The sequence below is a fragment of the Modestobacter sp. SYSU DS0875 genome (assembly GCF_054050915.1).
This window is the reverse complement of the sequence record NZ_JBJHAH010000005.1, coordinates 148,471-172,137: the sequence shown is the minus strand read 5'-3', so window position 1 is coordinate 172,137 and position 23,667 is coordinate 148,471. Positions and strand designations below refer to the sequence as shown.

Annotated in this window: 19 protein-coding genes and 1 pseudogene; 10 read left to right on the top strand and 10 right to left on the bottom strand. The window is 75.1% G+C overall.

Annotated elements, in window-relative coordinates:
• Positions 1-194 precede the first annotated feature (194 nt).
• Positions 195-1,016: an alpha/beta fold hydrolase gene (locus ACI79Y_RS04600; RefSeq protein WP_457157338.1), complete on the top strand. Its 822-nt coding sequence runs from the start codon at positions 195-197 to the stop codon at positions 1,014-1,016.
• 49 nt (positions 1,017-1,065) lie between these two features.
• Here ACI79Y_RS04600 and malQ read toward each other — a convergent pair whose 3' ends face one another.
• Entirely contained in the window at positions 1,066-2,985 is a 1,920-nt protein-coding gene (malQ, locus tag ACI79Y_RS04595; RefSeq protein WP_457157337.1) for a 4-alpha-glucanotransferase, read from the bottom strand.
• A gap of 158 nt (positions 2,986-3,143) precedes the next feature.
• Between malQ and ACI79Y_RS04590 the strand changes: the two genes are divergently transcribed.
• The 3 genes from ACI79Y_RS04590 to ACI79Y_RS04580 all read left to right on the top strand — a co-directional run bounded on the left by ACI79Y_RS04590 (position 3,144) and on the right by ACI79Y_RS04580 (position 5,397).
• Complete coding sequence (locus ACI79Y_RS04590) at positions 3,144-3,608, top strand: hypothetical protein (protein ID WP_457157336.1); 465 nt, start codon at positions 3,144-3,146, stop codon at positions 3,606-3,608.
• Between the two features lie 88 nt (positions 3,609-3,696).
• The gene (locus ACI79Y_RS04585) at positions 3,697-4,404 is read left to right on the top strand and encodes a DUF305 domain-containing protein (RefSeq protein WP_457157335.1); all 708 of its coding nucleotides are present in this window, start codon (positions 3,697-3,699) and stop codon (positions 4,402-4,404) included.
• An 81-nt stretch (positions 4,405-4,485) separates the two neighbouring features.
• Positions 4,486-5,397 (top strand): F510_1955 family glycosylhydrolase, encoded by a 912-nt coding sequence (locus tag ACI79Y_RS04580; protein ID WP_457157334.1) that lies wholly within the window; start codon positions 4,486-4,488, stop codon positions 5,395-5,397.
• A gap of 813 nt (positions 5,398-6,210) precedes the next feature.
• On the opposite strand, the gene ACI79Y_RS04575 is transcribed toward ACI79Y_RS04580, so the two are convergent.
• Together ACI79Y_RS04575 and ACI79Y_RS04570 are read right to left on the bottom strand one after the other, a co-directional pair.
• Positions 6,211-6,441, bottom strand: a complete 231-nt coding sequence (locus ACI79Y_RS04575; RefSeq protein ID WP_457157333.1) for a hypothetical protein — start codon at positions 6,439-6,441, stop codon at positions 6,211-6,213.
• An 8-nt stretch (positions 6,442-6,449) separates the two neighbouring features.
• The gene (locus tag ACI79Y_RS04570) at positions 6,450-7,148 is read right to left on the bottom strand and encodes a hypothetical protein (RefSeq protein ID WP_457157332.1); all 699 of its coding nucleotides are present in this window, start codon (positions 7,146-7,148) and stop codon (positions 6,450-6,452) included.
• On the opposite strand from ACI79Y_RS04570, the pseudogene ACI79Y_RS04565 reads away from it, so the two are divergent.
• Positions 7,059-7,550, top strand: a pseudogene (locus ACI79Y_RS04565) (ABC transporter substrate-binding protein); the annotation flags it as partial. The gene ACI79Y_RS04570 and the pseudogene ACI79Y_RS04565 sit on opposite strands and share 90 nt — an antisense overlap.
• Before the next feature lie 21 nt (positions 7,551-7,571).
• Here the strand turns inward: ACI79Y_RS04565 and hrpB are convergent.
• Positions 7,572-10,079 carry an ATP-dependent helicase HrpB gene (gene hrpB / locus ACI79Y_RS04560; protein ID WP_457157331.1) on the bottom strand — a complete coding sequence of 836 codons (2,508 nt, stop codon included), beginning with the start codon at positions 10,077-10,079 and terminating at the stop codon, positions 7,572-7,574.
• A 66-nt stretch (positions 10,080-10,145) separates the two neighbouring features.
• On the opposite strand from hrpB, the gene ACI79Y_RS04555 reads away from it, so the two are divergent.
• From ACI79Y_RS04555 to ACI79Y_RS04540, 4 genes are all read left to right on the top strand, one after another.
• Entirely contained in the window at positions 10,146-12,272 is a 2,127-nt protein-coding gene (locus ACI79Y_RS04555) for an elongation factor G-like protein EF-G2 (protein ID WP_457157330.1), read from the top strand.
• The gene (locus ACI79Y_RS04550; protein ID WP_457157329.1) at positions 12,269-13,918 is read left to right on the top strand and encodes an SLC13 family permease; all 1,650 of its coding nucleotides are present in this window, start codon (positions 12,269-12,271) and stop codon (positions 13,916-13,918) included. The genes ACI79Y_RS04555 and ACI79Y_RS04550 overlap by 4 nt, the downstream gene beginning before the upstream one ends.
• A 107-nt stretch (positions 13,919-14,025) precedes the next feature.
• Complete coding sequence (locus ACI79Y_RS04545) at positions 14,026-15,231, top strand: cation:proton antiporter domain-containing protein (RefSeq protein WP_457157328.1); 1,206 nt, start codon at positions 14,026-14,028, stop codon at positions 15,229-15,231.
• A 256-nt stretch (positions 15,232-15,487) separates the two neighbouring features.
• Positions 15,488-16,186: a hypothetical protein gene (locus ACI79Y_RS04540; protein ID WP_457157327.1), complete on the top strand. Its 699-nt coding sequence runs from the start codon at positions 15,488-15,490 to the stop codon at positions 16,184-16,186.
• Between the two features lie 39 nt (positions 16,187-16,225).
• On the opposite strand, the gene ACI79Y_RS04535 is transcribed toward ACI79Y_RS04540, so the two are convergent.
• From ACI79Y_RS04535 to ACI79Y_RS04515, 5 genes are all read right to left on the bottom strand, one after another.
• Positions 16,226-16,978: an ANTAR domain-containing protein gene (locus tag ACI79Y_RS04535; RefSeq protein WP_457157326.1), complete on the bottom strand. Its 753-nt coding sequence runs from the start codon at positions 16,976-16,978 to the stop codon at positions 16,226-16,228.
• A 76-nt stretch (positions 16,979-17,054) separates the two neighbouring features.
• Positions 17,055-17,816, bottom strand: a complete 762-nt coding sequence (locus tag ACI79Y_RS04530; protein WP_457157325.1) for a sulfite exporter TauE/SafE family protein — start codon at positions 17,814-17,816, stop codon at positions 17,055-17,057.
• Positions 17,813-18,595 (bottom strand): sulfite exporter TauE/SafE family protein, encoded by a 783-nt coding sequence (locus ACI79Y_RS04525; protein WP_457157324.1) that lies wholly within the window; start codon positions 18,593-18,595, stop codon positions 17,813-17,815. Before ACI79Y_RS04525 ends, ACI79Y_RS04530 begins: the two co-directional genes overlap by 4 nt.
• Positions 18,596-18,659: 64 nt before the next feature.
• Positions 18,660-19,352: a GGDEF domain-containing protein gene (locus tag ACI79Y_RS04520; RefSeq protein WP_457157323.1), complete on the bottom strand. Its 693-nt coding sequence runs from the start codon at positions 19,350-19,352 to the stop codon at positions 18,660-18,662.
• Positions 19,337-20,161, bottom strand: coding sequence for a hypothetical protein (locus tag ACI79Y_RS04515; protein WP_457157322.1), 825 nt, complete (start codon positions 20,159-20,161; stop codon positions 19,337-19,339). Before ACI79Y_RS04515 ends, ACI79Y_RS04520 begins: the two co-directional genes overlap by 16 nt.
• Positions 20,162-20,347: 186 nt before the next feature.
• On the opposite strand from ACI79Y_RS04515, the gene ACI79Y_RS04510 reads away from it, so the two are divergent.
• Positions 20,348-20,932, top strand: a complete 585-nt coding sequence (locus ACI79Y_RS04510; RefSeq protein WP_457157321.1) for a hypothetical protein — start codon at positions 20,348-20,350, stop codon at positions 20,930-20,932.
• Between the two features lie 9 nt (positions 20,933-20,941).
• Here the strand turns inward: ACI79Y_RS04510 and ACI79Y_RS04505 are convergent, their stop codons facing one another.
• Positions 20,942-23,548: a DEAD/DEAH box helicase gene (locus ACI79Y_RS04505; protein ID WP_457157320.1), complete on the bottom strand. Its 2,607-nt coding sequence runs from the start codon at positions 23,546-23,548 to the stop codon at positions 20,942-20,944.
• Positions 23,549-23,667 lie beyond the last annotated feature (119 nt).

The following is a 23,667-nucleotide window of genomic DNA, read 5'->3' as shown; positions in this document are numbered from 1 at the left end:
CGTGCTCTGCCCACCGGGGGTGGGCAGAGCACGACTTCCCGGGGAGTGCCTCCGGCTCGGGCCCGCCGCGGACAGGCCGGGTGGGCGAGCGGCAGGCAGGGGCCAGCACCGGGCAGCGACAGCACAGTCCGGCGACGTCGTCGTCCCTAGCGTGCTGCCCGCACCCACCGGCACCACCCGAGGGAGAAGACGCCATGCCCGTCCTGAGCCACGACGGCATCGAGACCTACTACAAGGACTGGGGGACCGGCCAGCCGATCGTGTTCAGCCACGGCTGGCCGCTGTCGGCCGACGACTGGGACGCCCAGCTGATGTTCTTCCTGCAGCACGGCTACCGGGTGATCGCCCACGACCGCCGGGGCCACGGCCGTTCGACCCAGACCGACGACGGGCACGACATGGACCACTACGCCGACGACCTGGCCGCGCTGACCGCGCACCTCGACCTGCGCGACGCCGTGCACGTCGGTCACTCCACCGGTGGGGGCGAGGTGGTCCGGTACCTGGCCCGCCACGGCCAGGACCGGGTGGCCAAGGCGGCGCTGATCGCCGCCGTGCCACCGCTCATGGTGCAGACCGACGCCAACCCCGGCGGCCTGCCCAAGAGCGTCTTCGACGGCATCCAGGAGCAGGTGGCCACCAACCGGTCGGCGTTCTACCGCGACCTCGCCGCCACTGCGTTCTACGGGTTCGACCGGCCCGGGGTGGAGCCGATCGAAGCGGTCATCCAGAACTGGTGGCGGCAGGGGATGACGGGGGGTGCCAAGGCCCACTACGACGGCGTCGTGGCGTTCTCCCAGACCGACTTCACCGACGACCTCAAGAAGATCACGGTGCCGGTGCTGGTCATGCACGGCGACGACGATCAGGTCGTGCCCTACGCGGACTCCGGTCCGCTGTCGGCCGAGCTGCTGCCCAACGGCACGCTGAAGACCTACGCGGGCTTCCCGCACGGCATGCCGACCACGCAGGCCGAGACCATCAACGCCGACCTGCTGGAGTTCATCCGCAGCTGACGCGCGGCCACTGAGCCGGGCCGGGCAGGGTGCCCGGCCCGCTCAGCGGTCAGCTCTTCCTCTTCGCGCCCCCGGCCTTCTTCGTCGTCCTGCGGGGCCGCTTGGGCTCGGCCGGCGCAGGCCGCAGCCCCTCGGCGAGGATCCCGGCCACGGCCTGCACACCCGGGTGGCCGGCGAGCTCCTCGGTGGGCACCGGCAGCGGGAGGCACCAGTTGGGCCGGTCGGTGGTGCCGGGCATGTTCGGCCGGCGTTCCACGGCCAGGGCGTCGTCCAGCGTCGCCGACAGCAGCGTGGACGGCGCCGTCGCCAGCCGCCGGTGGGCGGCCTCGACCGCCTCGACGGGCGTGGCGTCGGCCGGGATCGACGTCAGGCGCGCCAGCAGGGATGCCCGGCCGCGCTCCAGCTCCTCGTCGGTGCCGACCCCGTGCTCGCGCTGCTCGGCCAGGTCCGACCCGGTCCACAACCCGGCCACCGTGGGCAGGTCGTGGGTGCTGATCGCGGCCATCGCCTCGGCCGGCCACTGCGCCGGCTCGTCCTCCTCGAACCACAGCAGGCGGTAGGACAGGATGCCGTGCTCGGCCATCGCCTCCCGCACGCCCTCCTCGACGGTGCCCAGGTCCTCGCCGACGACGATCGCCTGCGCGCGATGGCTCTCCAGCGCGACGATGTCGAGCATGTCCTCGTAGGGGTAGCGCACGTAGGCGCCGTCCGCGGCTCCACCACTGGCCCCGGGCCCCGACTGCGGCACCCACCACAGCCGGAACAGCCCCATCACGTGGTCGACCCGCAACCCTCCGGCGCCGGCCATGGTGGCCCGGATCGACTGGATGAACGGCTCGTAGTCCGCGGCCTGCAGCCGCCAGGGCACCAGCGGCGGGGAACCCCAGTCCTGCCCCTGGCTGTTGAACGCGTCCGGCGGGGCGCCCACGCTCACCCCCTGGGCCAGCACGTCCTGCCAGGCCCACGCGTCGGCGCCACCGCCCGCGACGCCGATCGGCAGGTCCTGGATCACCGTGATGCCCTCGGTCGCCGCGCGCAGCTGGACGTCGAGCAGCCACTGCAGCCAGGCGTGGAAGGCGATCTCGCGCTCGTGCCCGGCGGCGAAGTCGACCGCACCGGCGCCGCGCGGGTCGCGGAGCCCCTCGGGCCAGGTGTGCCAGTCGGGGCCGTGCACGTCGGCGATCGCGCACCAGGTCGCCCAGTCCATCAGCGGCTGCCCCTGGTGCCACCACCAGTCGCGGAACGGGCCCTCGTCGATCCCGGCGTCGAACACCCGCTGCAGCACCCGGCGCTTGACCGCCCAGATCGCGTCGCGGTCGATCAGCTCGCCGTCGTTCAGCGCCCGGCCGGCGTCGGACTCGGCGTCGACCGCCTCGATCCCGGGCACGTCGGCGATGCGCAGGTACACCGGGTTGCGGAAGCGGCGGGTGGCCGGCAGGTAAGGGCTGTCCTCCTGGCCCTCGGTCGGGGCCACCGCGTGCAGCGGGTTGACCAGCACGAAGCCGGCACCCTGCGCCTGGGCGAACTCACGGACGGTGCGCAGGTCGCCGAGGTCGCCGATGCCCCAGCTGTCCCGCCCGCGGGTGGCGTACAGCTGCACCGCCCAGCCCCAGCCGCGCCAGCCCTCGGGCAGCCAGCAGCGGCCGGGGGAGACGATCAGCCGCCGCTCCCGGCCGTCGGCGGTGCGCAGCCGGTGGTAGCCGAGTGGGAAGTCCTCGGGCAGCGAGCCGTCGACGGCCCGGACCGCACCGTCCTCGCAGGTCACCTCCGCGCCCTCGACCTCCAGCGGGTCGCCGGGGCGGGCCACGATCGGGGCTCGGTCGAGCAGGTCGGTCGGCGGGTGGCCGATGACCTGCCGCAGCAGTTCGATCGTCTCCTCGGAGACGGTGTGCTCCTCGTCGAGGGCGTCGAGCCAGCTGGCGTCGATGCCCCATGCGTCGGTGGTCGGCTTCGCGGGCGTGCTGGTCACCCCCTGATCCTCTCCGCTGCCCGGCCTGCCCGCCGGGTGGGGGTCGGACCGGGGTGACGGCGTGCGGGCCACCGGCCGGCCGCGCGCACCAGGCGCCGCCCTCCGCGCCTCCTCCACGTCGTGCCGGCCGCGAGGCACACTGAACCGGGGAGGTGGTCATGGCGGTACGGGTCTGGACGGTCCTGCTGGTGATGGCAGGCGTCTTCGCGATGCACGGGCTGCAGTGCGCCACGGCGCACGACGTCGATCACGGCTCTGGCCTGCACCCCGCGGCCACCACCCTGGCAACCGCACCCGCAACCGCAGCCGCTGAGCGCCCTGCCCTCGTGCACGCCGGTGCGCGCACCGGCCACGGCACAGCGGGCGGCCCGGTGGCGGCTGCCGACCTGACCGCACCGAGCGTGGTGGAACACGAGCACACCCCGGGGTCACCCACCGGGCAGCTGTGGTCGCTGTGCCTGGCGGTGCTGGCCGCGGGCATCGCCGCCCTGTGTCCTCTGCTCGCGCCCCGGCTGCTGTCCGTGGCCGCGCGGCTCCCCGCGCAGGTGTGCAGCCGCGTCGGGTCGTGGCCGGCACCGCTGCGACCACCGGACCTCTCTGCTCTCTGCCTGCTGCGGATCTAGGCCCGACCGGCTCCACCGCCCCACCCCGGCACCTGCTGGCCCGGGGGCGGTTCCGGCACGCCTCGACCCGACTCCAGGAGGAGCACGGATGTCCCACCCCACCGCGCACCCGATCCACCGCACCAGCGTCCTGCTCACCAGCGTCCTGCTCGCCGGTGCCCTGGCCCTCACCGGCTGCAGCGACGACGCCCCGGGAACCGGCCCGGCGGCCGGCTCCCCGCCCGGCGCCACGGCTGGCTCCGCCGTGGACCACAATGCGATCGACGTCTCCTTCGCCGCTGGCATGCGCATCCACCACCAGGGGGCCATCGAGATGGCCCAGCTGGCGCCGGACCGGGCGGCCGACCCGCGCGTGCTGGACCTGGCCGGCCGCATCGAGGCGGCGCAGGCGCCGGAGATCGACACGCTCACCGGCTGGCTGTCGCACTGGGGGGCCGAGGGGGGCGTGGGCTCGATGCCCCACGGCTCGATGACCCACGGCTCGATGACCCACGGCTCGATGGCCCACGGCTCGATGGACGGCGGCTCGATGGCCCACGGCTCGATGGACGGCGGCATGACGGGTGAGATGTCCGCGGCGGAGACGACCGCGCTCACCGACGCCTCGGGGGCGGAGTTCGACCGGCTGTTCCTCAGCTGGATGATCGCCCACCACCGGGGAGCGACCCAGATGGCCGAGCAGGAAGCGGCCGGCGGGCAGGACGCGGACGCCATCGCGCTGGCCGAGCACATCCGTGACACCCAGGCCGCGGAGATCGCGGAGATGCAGGCGCTGCTGGCCGAGCTCGGCGACTGACCGACGCCGGTGCGGCGGCCCACCGCCGCACCGGCCCCCACCCGACGGACGTCCGCCCCCTGGACCGCGCTGGAGACCGACATGCACACCTCGCACACCCCCCGCCAGACCCCCCGCCATGCCCCACCCTCCCGACGTGCCGCAGCACTGCGGGTCGCCGCCGGAGTGCTCGCGGCGCCCCTCCTTGCCGGGTGCACCTCCGCATCGACCGCACCCGTCGCAGCGGACCCGGCACCCCGTACGGGGAAACTGCCGGCCGCGCACGTCCACGGTGTCGCCTTCGCGTCCGACGACGACACCGTCCTGCTGGCCACCCACGACGGGCTCCTGGAAGCCGGGGCCGACGGGCGGGTCACGCCCGTCGGCCCCGCCATCGACCTGATGGGGTTCGCCGTGACCGGGGACCGCTACCTCGCCTCCGGGCACCCCGGCCCCGGCGTCGACCTCCCGCAGCCGGTCGGGCTCATCGAATCGACCGACGGCGGCCGGAGCTGGCAGGTGCTGTCCCGGTCGGGGCAGTCCGACTTCCACGCCCTCACCGCCGGTGACGGGGGCGTCCTCGGCTGGGACGGGACGCTGGTGCGCAGCATGGACGGCCGGGCCTGGGAGCAGTTGGCCATCCCCGAGGAGCCGGCGGCGCTGGCTGCCGCACCGGACGGCAGCACCGTGCTGGCCACCACCCGTCGCGGGCTGCTGCGGTCGGCCGACGGCGGCGTCACGTGGACGGACGTGGCGGGGGCGCCGTTGCTGCAGGTGGTCGACTGGGCCGAGGACAGCACGACCGTCGCCGGCATCGACCCGGCCGGCACGGTCTGGCTCAGCACCGACGCGGGCGGCACCTGGGAGCAGGGAGCGCTCCTCGGGTCGCCGCCCGACGCCGTCACCGTGAGCACGGCCGACGGCAGCCCCTCGCGGGTCGCGGCGGTGACCGCCGAGGGACTGTGGAGCTCCGCCGACGGTGGACGCCGCTTCACGGCCGTCCTGACGCGCTGACGTCTGCCCGGCCGCCCGGGCGCACCTGTCCGGGCGGCCGGGTCCTCGCCGTCGGTGGTGGAGCGGCGGGGGAGTGATCGCCCCGCGCTGGTCAGGCCCGGGAGGGGACGAGGTGGTCACGACCGAGGGAGGCTTGGTTAGGCAAGCAGGGTGCCGCTGCCCACCCCGGCGCGCTTGGCGATCGCATCCAGCGAGGTCGTCCGGCCGGAGGTGATCGTCTCGGTGGCCGTAGCGATCAGGTGGTCGCAGTTGCGTCGGGCGTCGGCGCGCGGTCCGGTAGGCCGGTGAGCAGATGGAGGCCGCGGTCGTGCTGGCCGCCAGCGAAGTCGGCGTGGTCGCCGAACTGGTGGGTGATGGCGGGGTGCGGCGTCCGTCGCTGCTTCGGATGCCGTGGCGGGGGACCGGGTGCCCGTCGACGTGCCCCGGCAGGGGACTAGCCGAGGCGCTGAGCCGGAGGTCGATGTCCGGCAGGCGGAGTTAACCAGGGGACTGGCTGGGGTGGACGACCACGATGCGGTGGAGGCCCGGCTGCTGGCCGACCTCCACCAGGGGCGGCCGGCTCACGAGGCGGTGGCTACGGCGCTGCGGAGAGCATCGAAGGCACACAAGAACGGCAACGTCGGCGCGCCGATGCGGCAGTCACAGCGCGGGATGGACCAGTGGCCGGCGAATCGAATCGAGGCGACCGCGCTAGCGAGCCGAGGAGCCAAACTGCAGAAGATATCCTCTTGGAGGCCCCGCCGCCGCGTGAATAGGTGATAGCGCAACAGCGGGGTTCCACACAGCCTGTGAAACCCCGCTGTCATGTCACGCTCAGGTGGTTCGCGAACCCTTGGATCGACTGATCAAGGCCGAAACCGGCATCACCAGTCCCGCCGCAACAGCGATGATCAGAAAGGTCACCAGGCCATTGCTGATGTCCAGAGCCCATAGCACGGCGATCGCCAGTGCTATTGCTACAACCGATACTGGCAGCCACACCGAGATGGGGAGCGGCTGGTGTCGGTCGGAGGAACTCAGGCCTAGCGCGTCCTTTAGCTTCATGTCTGCTCCTAGCCGCCGATCAGCTTCGCCACGCAGCCACCCACGCCCAGGCCGACGTAGCCCCACGGACCACCGGCGACCTTGATCAGCGTCCGACCTGCCGCGTTCAGGGCCACGTTGGTCGTGACGGTAGCGGCGCCCGTGCCCACCACACCAGCGAGTGCGCCGACGCCACAGTTCTTTAGACCCGTGACCGAGGCCTGTCCAACACCCGACCAGTCCCAGCTGAAGGGGTTATACCAAGGGTCGAGCACGATGGGGAAGGTCGTCGTCTCGTCGAACGCGACGGTCTGAACGAGCGTGTGGCCCTCGAGGCTGTAGCTGGTGGCCAGCGGCGCCCCGTTGGCGTCCTTGGCCCAGGCCGGCGCGATGCTTCCGAGGTTCTCGCCGTGGGGACCCAGGAGCTGCACTGCGCCGCTCTTCTCGAAGACCGGGGACGCCCCCGCAGGGAGCTGCAGTGGGTAGCGGTACTCGTGTGAGGCGGTGGCGTCGGCAACGGTCACCAGGACTCGCACTCCTCCGCCGTCGGTGGCCGAGACCTTCAGCCAGATCGCCCCGCCGTCGTCCAGCCGGCGGAGTACACCGCCTTCGGCACCCCCTGGCAGGAGCAGACCCGGGTCACCGGGCAGGCGCTGGGGCAGCCCGAGCGCGCCGAGGAGCTCATCGCCGACGTCGAGGAGCAGATCGAGCAGGCCCGCGCCGACCACCCCGAGCTCGAGGGGAAGACCGTCACCCTCTCCGGCCCGGCCTACGAGGGGGAGTACCCCTTCCACACCTCCGCGGACACCCGCACCCAGTTCTTCCTCGACCTGGGCATGACCGTCGACCCCGCGCTGGACGCCGCGGCCGACAGCGAGTTCTACGGCACGGTCAGCCGCGAGGAGGCCCGGATGCTGGAGGCGGACCTGATCGTCTTCCAGTCCGGCTCGGACGCCGAGCGGGCCGGCATCGAGGGTGACCCGGTGCTGTCCGGCCTGGAGACCGTCACCGACGGCCGGGTGGTCTTCGCCGAGGGGTCGGACTACGACGCCCTGCAGTTCTCCAGCGCGCTGAGCCTGCCCTACCTGCTGGAGAACTTCGTGCCGGAGCTGTCCGCCGCCCTGGGCTGAGCCCGCGCTCGGCCCGAGCCCTCACGCCGACCCGCCCCGCGGCTTCGTGCGGCGGGTCGGCGTCGCCCTGGCCGGGTCCTCCGGCCACGGGTGGCGCGGGTAGCGGCCGCGCAGCTCGCTGCGGACGGCGGGCCACCCGGTGACCCAGAAGCCCGCCAGGTCGCCGGTGGTGGCGATCACCCGCGAGGCGGGGGAGAGCAGCTGCAGGCGCAGCGGTCGCCCGGCGACCACCGGGGCGTCGGCCCAGCCGAACACCTCCTGCACCCGCACCGACAGGGTGGGCACCGCCGGGTCGGTGTAGTCGACCCGCAGGCGCGACCCGGTGGGCACCTCGACCCGGTCGGGCACCACCTCGTCCAGCCGGCCGGCGAGCTGCCAGGGCACCAGCGCCTGCAGCGCCGCGGCGACGTCGACCCGCCGCAGCGCCGCCCGGTCCCGGGCCGCGGCAACTGCGGGGGTGTCGGCGAGCGCGGCCAGCAACGCGGCGTCGTCCACCGCAGGCCAGGGCTCACCGAGCCCGGCGTGCGCCGCGGCGAGCCGCTCGCGGAGCGCGACGGCGGCCGGCGTCCAGCGCAGCAGCCCCAGCCCCTCCCGGCGCAGCCCCTCGGTGAGGGCCGCGCCCACCGCCGCCGGGTCGGGGTCGGCCAGCGGACGCTCGGTGAGCACCACCGCGCCCAGCCGGTCGGCCTGCACGGCGTGCACGTCGCCGTCGCGCCAGGAGACCTCCGGACCGGTGCGGCGCACCGACGCGCCGGCCTCCAGGGCGGTGGCCTCGTCGACGGCGACCGCCAGCCGGACCCGCGCATCGGCCCGGCCCGGCGCTCGGTCGGCGGCGGCCACCGCCAGCCAGGTGGCGCCGCCGAGCGCGGTGCCCGGCGTCAGCTCCGCGCCGGTCCCGGCCGCCAGCAGGTAGGTGCGCTCCGCGCCCGGCCGCCGGCGGGCCAGCCACTCCGGGTGCGCCAGCCCGACCACCAGCCCGGCCGCCTGGTCGTCGGGGACGTCCGGGACCTCCGCGCCGACCTCCTCTGCCGACACCGCCCGCGCCAGCCGGTCGGCCTCCTCCCGCCACCGGGCGGCGGGGCCGCCCCGGGCGCCCCGCAGCCCGCGCCACTCCGCGACCAGGTCGTCCGACCGGGGTGCGAGGTCGGCCGACAGCAGCGCCACCACCTCCGCGGCGCGCCGCCGGCCGACCAGCGGCGCGCCGTCGAGCAGCGCCCGGGCCAGCCGCGGGTGGGCGCCGACCGCGGTGAGCGCGCGGCCGCGAGCGGTCACCCGCCCGGCGTCGTCCACCGCCCCCAGCTCGCGCAGCGCCGCCCGGGCCACGGCGAACGCGGCCTCGGGCGGTGCGTCGGGGAGCGCCAGGCCCGTGGCGTCGGGTGAGCCCCAGCAGGCCAGCTCGAGGGCGAAGCCGGTCAGGTCGCCGACCGCGATCTCCGGCTCGGCGGTGGCCGGCAGCCGGTCGTGCTCGGCGGCCGACCACAGCCGGTAGACCCGCCCGGGCGCTTCCCGGCCGGCGCGGCCGGCGCGCTGCACCGCCGCGGCCCGCGAGACCCGGACCGTCACCAGCGCACCGAGCCCCCGGGCCACGTCGAAGCGGGGCACCCGGGCGAGTCCGGCGTCGACGACCACCCGCACCCCGGGCACGGTCAGGCTGGTCTCGGCGACGTCGGTGGCCAGCACGACGCGGCGCCGCGGGCCAGGGGTCAGGGCGGCGTCCTGCTCCGCGGCCGGCAGCCGGCCGTGCAGGGGGCGGACGTCGGCGTCGACCCCGGCGAGCCGGCCGGCCACCCCGCTGATCTCCGCCGCGCCGGGCAGGAAGACCAGCACGTCACCGGTGGACTCGGCCAGCGCCCGGCGCACCGTGCCGGCGACCGCGTCCAGCAGCCGGGGGTCGACCCGGGTGCCGTGCGGCGGGGCCACCGCCGGTTCCGGCGGGCACCAGACGGTCTCGACGTCGTGCAGCGCGCCGGTGGCCTCGACCACCGGGGCCGGGACGCCGTCGCCACCCAGCAGGGTGGCCAGCCTCGGTGCCTGCGCCGTCGCCGACATCGCCAGCAGGGCCAGCGACGGGCGCAGCGCGGCCCGCGCGTCGACGCCGAAGGCCAGGGCGAGGTCGGTGTCCAGCTGCCGTTCGTGGCACTCGTCGAGCACCACCGCGGCGACGCCGGGCAGCTCCGGGTCGGCCTGCAGTCGCCGCACCAGCAGGCCGGTGGTGACCACCTCCACCCGGGTGGCGTGGCTGCGCCGGCTGTCGCCGCGCACGCTGTAGCCCACCGACCGCCCGACCGGCTCGCCGACCAGCGCCGCCATTCGCCGGGCGGCTGCCCGGGCAGCGACCCGGCGGGGCTCGGCGACCAGCACCCGGCCCGGCAGGCGGTCGGCGAGCGCGAGCGGGACCAGCGACGTCTTGCCGGTTCCGGGTGGGGCGACGAGCACCGCGCTGCCCGCGGCGGCGAGCGCGTCGGTGAGCCCGGGCAGCACGGCGCGGACCGGCAGGTCGGCGCCCGGTGTTCCCGGCGGTGGCAGCACGCGGACAGTCTTCCCGGCCGGGAGGAAGTCGTCCGACCCTTGTCCTCGGACGTGATCCAGGCCACAGTGACTGCTCAGGACGACGTCGTCTGCGTGGAGGTCCGGGTGGCCGGTCGGGGCAGGGAGAACGGCAGGGATCGACCGGGCGCCCCAGCGCCCCGCCCGCCGGACCGGGTGCGCAACGTCGCGCTGGTCGGGCGGGCGGGGGCGGGGAAGACGACGCTGGCGGAGGCGCTGGCGGCGGCCACCGGCGCGGTGCCCCGCGCCGGGCGGGTCGAGGACGGCACCACCTGCCTGGACACCGACGAGGTGGAGGTGCGGCTGCAGCACTCGGTGACGCTGCACGCGGCCACCGTCGAGCACGACGGCCACCGGATCACCCTCTTCGACACTCCCGGCTCCCCGGACTTCCTCGGGGAGCTGCGGGCCGCGCTGCGGGCCGCGGACGCCGCGCTCTTCGTCGTCTCCGCGGTCGCCGGGGTGGACGCCGGCACCGTGCAGCTGTGGGACGAGTGCGCCGCGGCCGGGCTGCCGCGCGCCGTCGTCGTCACCCAGCTGGACCGGCCGCAGGCCGACGTCGCCGAGGTGGTGCGGGCCTGCGCGGCGCAGCTGGGCGCCGGGGTCCACCCGGCCCAGCTGGTCGAGGGCGGCGCCCTGGTCTCCCTGCTGGAGCCCGGACCGGGGTCGCCGAAAGCCGACCGGCTGCGGGCCGAGCTCATCGAGGCGGTGATCGCCGAGAGCGAGGACGACACGCTCATGGAGCGCTACCTCGACGGCGCCCCCATCGGCCTCGCCGAGCTGGTCGCCGACCTGGAGACCGCCGTGTCCCGGGGCACGTTCCACCCCGTGCTGTGCGCCTCTCCGCTGACCGGGCTGGGCATCGGTGACCTGCTGGACCTGCTGGTCACCGGCTTCCCCTCGCCGCTGGAGCGGCCCTGCCCGCCGGTGCTCCGCCCGGACGGCACCCCGGCCGGCCGGGTGGCCTGCGACCCCGACGGTCCGCTGGTCGCCGAGGTGGTGAAGACGACCACCGATCCGTACCTGGGCCGGGTCAGCCTCGTCCGGGTCTTCTCCGGACGGCTCCGGCCGGACGTGCCGGTGCACGTCTCCGGGCACGGGGAGGGGCACGGGTGGGGTGACCGGCACCCCGACCACGACGCCGAGGAGCGCGTGGGGGCGATCTCCTGCGCGCTCGGCAGCGTGCTCCGCCCGGTGGCCGAGTGCCTGGCCGGTGACGTGTGCGCGGTCGCGCGGCTGGCGACGGCGGAGACCGGCGACACCCTGTCCGCCCCGGACCGGCCGCTGGTCGTACAGCCCTGGGAGCTGCCCGAGCCGCAGTTGCCGGTGGCGGTGGGGGCCGCCTCGCGCACCGACGAGGAACGGCTCGCCGCGGCGCTGACCCGGCTCACCCTGGAGGACCCGACCGTGCGGGTCGAGCGGCGGGCCGACACCGGGCAGCTGCTGCTGTGGTGCCTGGGGGACGCCCACGCCGAGGTGCTGTTGGACCACCTGCGCACCCGGTACGGGGTCTCCGTGGACACCCCGCCGGTGCGCGTCGCCCTCGTGGAGACGCTGGCGGGGGAGGCGACGGTGACCGCCCGCCACGTCAAGCAGTCCGGGGGACACGGCCAGTACGCCGTCGTCGTGGTGGAGGGCCGGCCGGGCGCGCCCGGGTCCGGGACCACCTTCGCCCAGCGGGTGGTCGGCGGGGCGGTGCCGGCGCAGTTCCACGGCAGCGTGGAGAAGGGCATCCGCGCGCAGGCCGCGCGGGGGGTGAGCGCGGAGCGGCCGCTGGTCGACGTCGCGGTCACCCTGGTCGACGGCAAGGCCCACTCGGTCGACTCCTCCGACGCGGCCTTCGCCGCCGCGGGGGCCCTGGCGCTGCGCGAACTCGCCGCCGCGGCGGGCACCCGCGTGCTGGAGCCGTGGTGCCGGGTGGAGGTCACCGTGCCGGTCGACGCGGTGGGCCCGGTGCTCGGGGACCTGGCCGGACGGCGGGCCCGGGTGACCGGCAGCGACGTCGGCCCCGGCCGGGAGGAGACGACGGTGCGGGCCGAGGTGCCCGAGCGCGAGCTGCTCGACTACCCCCGGGCGCTCCGCTCGCTCTCGCACGGCACCGGCCGGTTCCGCCGCGAGCCGCTCGGCCACGAGCCGGCCCCGGCCGCGGTCACCGCCGAGCTGCAGCCCGCGTGAGCGCCGACCGCGGGACGCGGGAGGTCCGGACCGGCTCCTCGGCCTCGCGGGCCGGGACGCCGGTCGACGAGGACCAGCCCAACGTCACCGACACCTCCGTCCCGCCCCGGCGGCAGTGGGCCGGCCGGATCGGCGGGCCGGTGGCTGCGCTCGTCGTCTACGTCCTGCTGGCCCAGGACGATGCGCTGAGCACGGCCGGGCGCACCACCGCGGCGGTCGGGGTGCTGCTCGCGGTCTGGTGGATGACCGAGGCCCTGCCGCTGCCGGCGACGGCGCTGGTGCCGATCGTGGCGTTCCCGCTGCTGGGGGTGCTCCCGGTGGGCGAGGCAACCGCGCCCTACGCCGACCCGAACATCTTCCTGTTCATGGGCGGCTTCATGATCGCCCTGGCGATGCAGAAGTGGGAGCTGCACCGGCGCATCGCGCTGCTGACCGTGCGCGCCGTCGGGACGAAGCCGCCGCGGCTGATCGCCGGCTTCATGATCGCGACCGCGTTCCTCAGCATGTGGGTGAGCAACACCGCCACCACCGTGCTGATGCTGCCGATCGGGCTGAGCGTGCTCCTGCTCGTGCTGGACCGGGTCGCCGCGGGCAGCGGCGACGCCGACGCCGTCGACGCGGCGGCCGGCGCCGACGGGGGGCCGGCCGTCACCGAGCTCATCCGGGACGCCGACACCCGCAACTTCGCCGTCGCGCTGATGCTGGGCATCGCCTACGCCGCCAGCATCGGCTCGCTGGCCACGCTCATCGGCACCCCGCCCAACCTCATCCTGGCGGCGTTCGTCCGGCAGAACTACGACATCGAACTCGGCTTCGGGGAGTGGATGCTGCTCGGCCTGCCGCTGGCCGTGGTCTTCCTGGCGCTGGCCTGGCTGGTGCTCACCAAGGTCGCCTTCCGGTCCTCGCTCCGGGAGATCCCCGGGGGCAGGCAGGTCATCCAGGCCGAGCTGGAGCAGCTCGGGAAGACGTCCCGCGGCGAGTGGACGGTGCTCGCGGTGTTCGTCGCCACCGCGCTGCTCTGGGTGTTCCGGCAGCCGCTCACCGGGTGGGAGGCGCTCACCGACGCGCTGCCGTTCGTCGCCGAGCTCAGCGACCCGGCCATCGCGATCGCGGCCGCGGTCGCCCTGTTCCTCATCCCGGTGAAGGCCCGCGAGGGCGTCTCGGTGCTGGACTGGCACACCGCCCAGCAGCTCCCCTGGGGCGTGCTGCTGCTCTTCGGCGGTGGGCTGAGCCTGGCCGCGGCGGTCCAGGAGAGCGGGCTGGACGAGTACATCGGCTCCCGGGTCGGCGCCGTCGGTGCGCTGCCGGCCGTCCTGCTGGTGCTCGTCACCGCGGGCGTGGTGCTGCTGCTCACCGAGGTCACCAGCAACACCGCCACCGCCGCCGCCTTCCTGCCGGTGCTCGGCGGGGTCGCGCTCGGGCTGGACCTGCTGCCGCTGGTCCTGCTGGTGCCCGCCGCCCTGGCGGCCACCTGCGCGTTCATGCTCCCGGTCGCGACTCCGCCGAACGCCATCGTGTTCGGCTCGGGCTACGTCACGATCGGCCAGATGCTCCGCGCCGGCGTCGTCCTGAACGTGATCGGCATCGTGCTGATCACCGCGGCGGTCTACCTGCTCGGCGGCATCGCCCTGGACATCACCTTCTGAGCGCAGCCACGTCCACGTTTCCCGCCGCCCGGTCGGTGGGCACGGGGCGCCGGGGCACGGGACCGGCACGTCGTCCCACGCACCCGAGCCGGGCGAGGAGGGACGTCGTGGAGGACCTGCACCTGGGGTACGCGCTGGTCGGCAGCCTGGCGGTCGCGCTCGCCGCGCTGTCGAGCAAGATGCGCGAGCTGCCCTTCAGCGAACCGCTGCTGGCGATGGTGCTGGGCGTGGTCGTCGGGCCGCAGGTCCTCGGGCTGGTCGAGGTGGCCGAGCACGTCCGCTCCACCCTGGTCGAGGAGATGGCCCGGGTGCTGCTCGCCGTCTCGCTGATCGGCGTGGCCCTGCGCTACCCGGTGCGCCGGCTGCGCCCGGTCATCACCCCCACCACCGTGCTGGTGACCGTGGGGATGGCCGGGATGGCGCTGCTCTCCGCGGGCCTGGCCTGGTTGGTGCTCGGCATCCCGGTGGTCCTCGCCGCCCTGATCGGCGCCTGCATCACCCCGACCGACCCGGTGCTCGCCTCCAGCGTGGTCACCGGGAAGCCGGCCGAGGAGCACCTGCCGGTCCGCACCCGGCAGCTGCTGTCGGCGGAGTCGGGCAGCAACGACGGGCTGGCGCTGCCCCTCGTGCTGCTCGGGATCGCGCTCGTGCTCGGCGAGTCCCTGGGCCACGCCGCTCTCGACGGCCTCTACCAGGTGGTGGCCGGCGTCGTCGTCGGGGCCGTGGTCGGGCTCATCGCCGGGCGCGCGGTCAGCTTCGCGCTCAGCCGCAACGACGTCTCCGAGGGCGCGTCGCTGGTGTTCACGCTGGTGCTGGCGATCGCGGTGCTCGGGATCGCCCGGCTCGCCAACGCCGACGGCATCCTGTCGGTCTTCGTCGCCGGGCTGGCCTACAACGTCACCGTCGCCCAGGACGAGGTCGGACCGCAGAACACCATCGACGAGGGGATCAACCGGTACCTGGTGCTCCCGCTGTTCCTGCTGCTGGGCATCCTGCTGCCGTGGTCGGCGTGGGTCGATCTCGGCTGGGGGGCGGTGCTCTTCCCGGTGGCCGTGCTCCTGCTGCGCCGGCTCCCCGTGCTGCTCGCACTGGCCCGCCCGCTGGGCCTGCGGTTGCGGGATGCGGTCTTCCTGGGCTGGTTCGGGCCGATCGGGGTGAGCGCGCTGTTCTACCTCTCCTTCAGCGAGGAGGAGGGGGTGTCCGATCCCCGGCTGTGGGCCGCCGGCACGCTCGTGGTCGCGGCCAGCACGGTGGCGCACGGGATCAGCTCCGCGCCCGGTCGCCGGCTCTACCGCCGGGTGGCGGGCACCTGACCGGCGCGCCGGCACGCCGCCATCCGGACCCAGGGCCCGGGGGCGGCTCGGTGGTGATGATCGGCCGGTGGTGGCTGCGGGTGGTCGACGCAAGGAACCGCCGGCTGCAATCGACCAGAACTGACCCTGCGGGCTCGGCTGACCACGGTCGGTGAGTCCTCGCCGGTGCCCCAGCAGCCCAGGCCGCCACACCCGGCCGCCTGAGCGGATGGGTCGCACCCCGCGCCTAGCGTCGCCGCCCGAGGTGATCGAACAGATGAGTGACGAGCGAGAGGTCCAGGCCCAGGGACGGGCGGATCCCGGAGCGGGCGGCCGGGGTGGTGCGACCGCCCTCGCGGCGGACCAGGGGAGGGGCGACCCGCCCGCGGCGCCGGCCGTCGAGCCGGCATCGCCGGAGACCCCACCGGGAGCGACCGGCCCGGTGCCGCTCGGCGCGGCACCGCCTGCTCCGGCGCCCGCGCAGGCCGACCCGCCGGCGGACCAGCCGGGGCCGGACCAGCCCGGACCGGCCACCGCCGGGGAGGCGCCGTCGGCCCCGGACGACGGCACCCCCCACCCGACGACGCCGGTCAACGGCCGACCGCGGCCACGGCCGCGGCTGCGCCGGCCCGACCCGCTGATCCGGATGGGGCCCTGGGCGCCCGTTGCCGGAGCGGGGATCGGGCTCGTGCTGGGCCTGATCGTGGTGCTCTTCCTGGCGCCGGCGGTCGAGACCTTCGCCGAGCGGCTGGCCGTGGTCTTCGTGGTGCTGGGCCTGTCGCTGCTGGGTGCCGGGGGCACGCTGCTCGCCGACGAGGTGCGGCTGATGCGCCGCGGCGCGTGGGCGGCCGAGGCCCGCGCCTCGGGTGCCGGGGTGATCGCCGGGCTGCTCAACGGGCTGACCCCGGCGCGGCTGCTGATCCTGGCCAGCGCCTTCGTGCTGCTGCTCAGCGCCTACGTCACCAGCGGCGGCTGAGCTCGCGCGGCGCCCGGCCGCACCGGCCGGGCGCCGCCGTCAGGTCTGACCGTCGGCGGGCACCCGGAGGGCGTCCAGCGGGAGCCGCCCGGTGACCAGGTCCTCGGCGACGTCGTCGGCCACCCGGCCCTCCGCGAAGGCGTACGCCTTCAGCAGTGCCAGCGCGTCCTCGCTGCCCAGCCCGTGGGCCACGTTGACCATGCCCATCGCCTGCCAGACCCGCGCCCGGCGCAGTGCGTCGGGGCCCTCCCACCAGCCGCGCCCGGGGTCGGGTTCGGTGGCGGCGGTGCCCCGGGCTGCGACGGCCAGTTCCCGGGTGACCGCGACGACGACGTCCGCCACGTCCCCGCGGTCGACGGACGGCAGCGTCGCCGGGTCACGGGCGTAGAGATCGAGCACCACCAGCGGCCCGAGCGGGGGCAGCAGTGGAACCGAGAGCACCGCGCGGAACGGCGTCGACGTGGTGAGCGCCTCGTGCAGCGCGGGCCAGTTGCGGGCGATGTCGGCCTCGTCGAAGGCGATGACGACGCCGTCGTCGTGCGCCCGGATGCACGGACCCAGGCCCTGGGTGAACTGCAGCCGCTCGGCCTGCGCCGCCGTCGGGTCGCTGGCGCCCAGCGGAGTCCGCAGCCCGCCCGTGTCGTGGATGCTGATCCCGGCGCCGTCCACCGGCAGCGAGGCGGCGCAGGCGCGCGCCAGCCGCTCGCCGAGCAGCTCCGGGGACCGCAGCTCCGGTGGCGCCTGGTCCAGTTCTCGGGTGAAGCGGTCGGCAGCGGGGCCGGGCGCGGTCATCGGTCCTCCGTGGTGTCGGGCGCGGGCGGTGCTGCGCCGAGCCACCTGGTGCCCCGGCGGGGCCGCGGTCATGCGCTCAGCCGAAGGCGTCGATGCCCAGGTGCACCGCCAGGGCCAGGCCGGCGACGGCGATGACCCGGCGGAGCAGCCGCTGCGGCACCCGGCGGACCACCCGCGGCCCCAGCCGGCCGCCGATGAAGAAGCCGAGGGCGAGGGGCAGCGCGGCCAGCCAGGCGACGTCGGCGAGGAATGCGTAGCCGACGGCGGCGACCAGGTTGGCCAGGCCCAGCACCAGGTTCTTCAGCGCGTTGCCGCGCGGCACGCCCTCGCCGAGCACGAGCAGGTACATCGCCAGCATCAGCACGCCGGCCGCCGCGCCGAAGTAGCCGCCGTAGACGGCGACGAGGAAGGTGCCCAGCGCCAGACCCCAGTGGTCCCGGCTCGGGCGTTCGGCGCCCTCGGCGGCGAGCTCCCGCGGTGGCCGCTGCACGAGGATGGCCAGCGACGCGGCGGCGATGAGGAAGGGCACCAGCAGCTCGAAGGCGGACGCCGGGGTGAGCAGCAGCAGGACGGCGCCCACCCCGCCGCCGAGCACCGCGGCGGTGCCGAGCCGGACCAGCCGCGGGCGCTGGCCGGCGAGCTCCGGGCGCGAGGCGCTCACCGAGCCGACGCTGTTGAGCACCAGTGCAACGGTGTTGGTGACGTTGGCCGACAGCGGGGACAGGCCGGTCGCCAGCAGCGCGGGGTAGCTCACCAGCGAGGCCAGCCCGGCGATGCTGCCGGTCAGGCCGGCGCCGACGCCGGCGATCACGAGCAGGACGAACTGCAGCGCGCTCATCGGTCGAGCAGCACCCACAGCGCGACGAGGCCGAGCACGACGATGGCACCGCGGAGCACGGAGGCGGGCAGCCGTCGGCCCAGCGTGGACCCGACGTACCCACCGACGAGCGAGCCGGCCGCGACCAGGGCGGCGGCGGTCCAGTCGATGCGCTCGGTGGCGACCACCACGTAGGCCAGCGCCGCCACCGCGTTCACCCCCAGGGTGAGCACGTTCTTGATCGCGTTGAGCCGGTGCAGCGGTTCCCGCAGCAGCAGTCCGAAGATGCCGATCTGCAGCACCCCCTGGCTCGCCGCGAAGTAGCCGCCGTAGGTGCCGGTCGCGTAGGCCCCGGCGAACAGCGCGGCGAGGCGCCCCCGGCCGATCCGCTGCGGCCCGGTCTCGGTGACCGGCCGGCGGCGACGGAGCCACCGCTGGAGCAGCGGCTGGACGGCGACGAGGACGACGGCCAGCGCCACGAGACCCGGGACGATCGCCTCGAACGCCGAGGCCGGCAGGTGCAGCAGCAGGAAGGCGCCGGTGAGCGCGCCCAGCACCGAGGCCGGGAACAGCCGCAGCAGCAGGCCGCGCTGCCCGTGCAGCTCGCGGCGGTAGCCGATGGCGCCGGTCAGGTTGCCCGGCACCAACCCGAGGGAGTTGGTGATCGTGGCCGCCACCGGAGGCAGACCGACGGCCAGCAGCACGGGGAAGGTGACCAGCGTCCCGGAGCCGACGACGGCGTTGATCGAGCCGGCGGCGAGCCCGGCGGCGGCGACCGCGACCATCTCCCACGCCGTCATGCGCTCATCCCCGCGAGGGTGTCACAGCGGTCCCGGTGAGCCGGCGCACGCCCCGGGCGAGGCGTCAGCGGGCCGGTGCGACCCCGGCGGCGACCCGCGAGCGGTTCCGACCACCGCTCTTCGCCGTGTACATCGCCTCGTCGGCGCGCAGCAGGGCGTCGTCCCAGTCGGCTCCGGGCACCACCCGGGCGGCGCCGATGCTGGCACCCACCCGGACCGCGCGTCCCGACAGCGACACCGGCTCGCTGAGCAGGGCGGACAGTCGGTCGCCGAGCGCCGCCACGGCTGCGGCGTCGTCGGCCCGGACCAGCAGGGCGAACTCGTCGCCGCCGAGGCGGGCGCACACGTCGGGGCTGCGGACCGCGCCGGACAGCCGGGCACCGACCGTGCGGAGGACCTCGTCGCCGGCGGCGTGACCGTGCTCGTCGTTGACCTCCTTGAACCCGTCGAGGTCGGCGAAGAGCACCCAGGCGTCGCAGTCGCCGGAGGCGTTCGCGGCCCTCAGCGCCGCGGTGAAGGCGCCCCGGTTGGCCAGTCCGGTCAGGACGTCGGTCTCGGCCTGGGTCCGGAGCTCGCGGTGGACCGCGCAGATCTGCAGGGCCATGGCCATCTGGTTGGTCAGCGCGTGCACGGCGACCAGCGCCTCTCCGGGCAGCGGCCCGGTCGAGCCCACGAGCAGGTACCGGTCCGGCTGGTCGGGGAAGGGGGAGCACAGCCAGGCACTGACGCCGGTGGCGGTCGTCAGCTCGGTCGGCACGGTGACCGGGTGGAACGTCCCGGTGCTCGGCAGCCCGGTGACGAAGGCAGCCGGGAGGGGCGCAGCCGGTCGGCCGCCCCGCCCGCGGCGTCCACCAGGTGCAGGTGGGAGCCCTCGGTCGCCAGGGCCACGATCCGCAGGCCCGGCGTGGCCGCGCAGATGTCCTCGGCCGCGGCCCACCCGTGGGCCGCCACCTCCACCTCGTCGGTCTGGCCGAGCAGCCGGGCGCCCAGCGCCACCAGTGCGGCGTCGCGGGCCTGGGCCCGCTCGCGGGCGAACAGCCCGAGCGCCAGGTGCCGGGCGACGACGGCAAGGAGGAAGGCCAGCGGCAGCGCGCCGAGCACCGGGCCGGCCGGCGCCGCGGTCTCGTGCCCGGGCACCCACTGCCACCAGACCAGCGCCGCGATCAGCGCCAGGCACTGGCCTGCGGCGTAGAACCAGATGTCGCGGGTGCGGCCGTAGACCGCACGGAACCACAGGGCGCTGAACGTGGCGCCGAAGGCGACCGCGGGCACCGGGCAGCCGAGGGCGAAGGCGGTCACCGCCACCACGTCGAGCAGGTCGAGGGCCGGTCGCGCGCGCTGGGTGAGGTAGCGGTGGGACCACGAGGCGGTGAGTGCGACGGTGGCGCCGACCAGCAGCGCCACGCTCGCTGCGGAGGCCCCGGGGAGGGCCCCGGCGAAGGCCAGCGCCAGCGAGATCAGGGCACAGACGCCGAACAGCCAGCGGGTGCCCTCGACCATGTCGTCGGGGCGGCGCAGGCGTGCGGCAGCCCGCCGGATCGGCGACGCAGCCGCCAGTTCGGTCATCGCGTCCTTCCCCGCCCGGCCTCGGCACCCGGCGTCCGGTGAGGTCATCGACCGGACGGCGGCGGTCCTGGATGCCCCGGACGGGGGATCCGGCGGGCGCGTGCCGTGGGGTCGGCCCCGACGACCGGGCCGGTCTGCCGGACGAGCTGCCGGCCTCGCTCGCCGCCCGGGTGGTGCGCGACCACGGTGTGGTCGCCGTCCCGGTGGTCGACGCCGAGGGGGCGGCTGGTCGGCCTCTTCACGGTGCACGACGCGATGCGTGCGCTGGAGGAGAGCGAGGACCTGGCCCGCACCGGCGGCAGCGAGCCGCTGGACCGCCCCTACCTGGCCACCGGCGTCGTCGGGCTGGCGCGGACCCGGGTGGCCTGGCTGCTGGTGCTCGTCGCGGCTGCGGCGCTGACGGTCGACGTGCTCGACCACGTCGAGGACGTGCTGGACCAGGTGGTGGCCCTGGCGTTGCTCGTGCCGCTGATCGGGACCGGGGGGAACACCGGCACGCTGCTCGGCGCGTTGCTGGCCGCGGTGGGCTTCGGGCCCGCCGCCTGGCTGGTGGGCGCCGACATCGCGGTGGTGCTGTGCGCGGCGCTGGTCGTCGTCTGCACGCTGGCCACCACCGCCGGGGCGCTCACCCCGACGCTCGCGAAGCGGCTGGCGGTCGCCCGGCGGTGGTCAGCGCGCCGTTCATCACCCACGTTCGTCGACGCGACCGGGGCGATCGTCTCCTTCCTCGTCGCCCACTTCCTCGTCGCCCCGGCGGTCCTGGGCCCCTGACCCGGCCGCTCAGTCCTTGCGGCCGGCGTCGACCAGGCGGAGCACGACGGCGCCCTCCTCGTCGGAGGCGTCCAGGTCGACCTCGGCGTCGAAGCCCCAGTCGTGGTCGCCGGCGGGGTCGTCGACGATCTGCCGCACCCGCCACAGCCGCGGCTCGTCCTTGTCGATGATGAGCAGCGCGGGGCCGCGGGCGTCGGCGCCGGTGCGGACCTCGTCGTGCTCGGCGAAGTAGGCCTGCACCACCTCGCCCCACCGGTCGGCGTCCCAGCCGGCGGCGCCGTCCAGCTCGCCGAGGTCGTACCAGCGGCGGCGGGCCCACAGCTCGACGCGGCGGAACAGCAGGTTGCGCACCATCGCGGTGAACGCCCGCTCGTTGCCGGTGAGCGGCCGGGGCCGGGCCGGGACGGCGACCGGTGCGTCCAGCGGCTGGTCCGGGCTGGTCAGCTGCTCCCACTCGTCCAGCAGCGAGGAGTCGACCTGGCGGACCAGCTCACCCAGCCACTCGACCAGGTCGGTGACCTCCTCGGTGCGGGCCTCGGTGGGCACGCCCGACCGCAGCGCCTTGAACGCGTCGGAGAGGTAGCGCAGCACCGCGCCCTCGGACCGGGTCAGCCCGTAGTGGTTGACCAGCTCGCGGAAGGTCATCGCCTGCTCCCACATGTCCCGGACCACGGACTTGGGGGACAGCTGCGCGTCGCGGGCCCACGGGTTGCCGGCGGAGTAGATCTCGAAGGCGTGGTCGAGCAGCTCCTTCAGCGGCTGGGGGTGGGTGATCTCCTCGAGCAGCTCCATCCGCTCCTCGTACTCGATCCCCTCGGCCTTCATCTGCGCGACGGCCTCGCCCTTGGCCTTGTTCAGCTGGGCGGCGATGATCTGGCGCGGGTCGTCCAGGGTCGCCTCGATCACCGAGACGATGTCGAGGGCGTAGCTGTCGGACTCCCGGTCGAGCAGGCCGATGGCGGCCAGCGCGAAGGTCGACAGCGGCTGGTTGAGCTGGAAGTCCGGTGGCAGGTCCAGGGTGAGCCGGTGGCGCCGTCCGTCGGGCTCGGGGACGTCGAGCCGCTCGACGACCCCGGCGGTGATCAGCGACCGGGCGATGCCGATCACCTCGCGGACGTGCCGCAGCTGCCGGGAGCGGGGCTCGTGGTTGTCGGTGAGCAGGTGGCGCATCGCCGCGACCGGGTCGCCCGGGCGGGCCAGCACGTTGAGGACCATCCCGGTCGACACCCGGAAGTGGCTGGTCAGCGGCTCGGGCTCGGCGTTGATCAGCCGCTGCTGGGTCGACTCGCTCCACGGCACCATGCCCTCGGGCACCTTGCGGCGCACCAGCTTGCGGCGCTTCTTCGGGTCGTCGGCGACCTTGGCGAACTGCTTGAGGTTCTCCACCTCGTGCTCGGGCGCCTGGACGACGACGGTGCCGGCGGTGTCGTAGCCCGCCCGGCCGGCCCGGCCGGCGATCTGGTGGAACTCCCGGACGGTGAGCATCCGCATCCGGGTGCCGTCGTACTTGCTCAGCGCGGAGAACACCACGGTGCGGATCGGCACGTTGATGCCGACGCCGAGGGTGTCGGTGCCGCAGATGACCTTGAGCAGCCCGGCCTGGGCCAGCTGCTCCACCAGCCGCCGGTACTTGGGCAGCATGCCGGCGTGGTGCACGCCGATGCCGTGCCGCACCAGCCGGGACAGCGTCGTGCCGAAGGCTGAGGAGAAGCGGAAGCCGCCGATCATGTCGGCGATCGCCTGCTTCTCCTCCTTCGTGGAGACGTTGACGCTCATCAGCGCCTGGGCCCGCTCCAGCGCGGAGGCCTGGGTGAAGTGGACGACGTAGACCGGCGCCTGCCGGGTGTCCAGCAGCTCCTGGATCGTCTCGTGCATCGGTGTGGTCGCGTAGTAGTGGTGCAGCGGCACCGGTCGTTCGGCGTGCGCGACCAGGGCGGTGGACCGGCCGGTGCGGCGGGTGAGGTCCTCCCGCAGCGCCGTGACGTCGCCGAGGGTGGCCGACATGAGCAGGAACTGGGCCTTCGGCAGCTCGATCAGCGGCACCTGCCAGGCCCATCCCCGGTCGGGGTCGCCGTAGAAGTGGAACTCGTCCATCACCACGAGCCCGATGTCGGCGTCCGGCCCCTCGCGCAGCGCGATGTTGGCCAGCACCTCGGCGGTGCAGGCGATGATCGGGGCGTCGGCGTTCACCGAGGCGTCGCCGGTCAGCATCCCGACGTTCTGCGCACCGAACACCCCGCACAGGGCGAAGAACTTCTCGCTGACCAGCGCCTTGATCGGGGCGGTGTAGAAGCTGACCTTGTCGTTGGCCAGCGCCGCGTACTGCGCGCCGGTGGCCACGAGTGACTTGCCGGAGCCGGTCGGGGTGGCGAGGACGACGTTGGCGCCGCTGACCAGCTCGATCAGCGCCTCCTCCTGCGCCGGGTAGAGCGTCGTGCCGCCCTCGGCGGCCCACTCGGCGAAGTGGGTGAACAGCGCGTCGGGGTCGCCGGCCAGCGACTGCAGCTCGGTGAGGTCGTCCGGGTCGCCGATCAGCGACCGGACGCCGGCGGAGGGCAGCGCGGCGGCGGGGGAGTCGGCCGGGGTGGCGTCGGTGCCGGCAGGAGTGAGCGTCATCGTGCGTACAGCGTGCCCGACGCCTCACAGCTTCCCGGCGTCACGTCCCTCCGGCCGTGGCTGAGAGATCTCCGGTAACGAAGAGGTCACGACTCCTCCAGTCGCGCATGGAACCGGTC

Bases quoted from the DNA above. Each gene is read 5' to 3' on its own strand.
- ACI79Y_RS04540 (WP_457157327.1), top strand. From the start codon at position 15,488: ATGAGTGACGAGCGAGAGGTCCAGGCCCAGGGACGGGCGGATCCCGGA.
- ACI79Y_RS04525 (WP_457157324.1), bottom strand. From the start codon at position 18,595: ATGACGGCGTGGGAGATGGTCGCGGTCGCCGCCGCCGGGCTCGCCGCC.
- ACI79Y_RS04530 (WP_457157325.1), bottom strand. From the start codon at position 17,816: ATGAGCGCGCTGCAGTTCGTCCTGCTCGTGATCGCCGGCGTCGGCGCC.
- ACI79Y_RS04585 (WP_457157335.1), top strand. From the start codon at position 3,697: ATGTCCCACCCCACCGCGCACCCGATCCACCGCACCAGCGTCCTGCTC.
- ACI79Y_RS04515 (WP_457157322.1), bottom strand. From the start codon at position 20,161: ATGACCGAACTGGCGGCTGCGTCGCCGATCCGGCGGGCTGCCGCACGC.
- ACI79Y_RS04575 (WP_457157333.1), bottom strand. From the start codon at position 6,441: ATGAAGCTAAAGGACGCGCTAGGCCTGAGTTCCTCCGACCGACACCAG.
- ACI79Y_RS04590 (WP_457157336.1), top strand. From the start codon at position 3,144: ATGGCGGTACGGGTCTGGACGGTCCTGCTGGTGATGGCAGGCGTCTTC.
- ACI79Y_RS04580 (WP_457157334.1), top strand. From the start codon at position 4,486: ATGCACACCTCGCACACCCCCCGCCAGACCCCCCGCCATGCCCCACCC.
- ACI79Y_RS04600 (WP_457157338.1), top strand. From the start codon at position 195: ATGCCCGTCCTGAGCCACGACGGCATCGAGACCTACTACAAGGACTGG.
- ACI79Y_RS04535 (WP_457157326.1), bottom strand. From the start codon at position 16,978: ATGACCGCGCCCGGCCCCGCTGCCGACCGCTTCACCCGAGAACTGGAC.
- ACI79Y_RS04505 (WP_457157320.1), bottom strand. From the start codon at position 23,548: ATGACGCTCACTCCTGCCGGCACCGACGCCACCCCGGCCGACTCCCCC.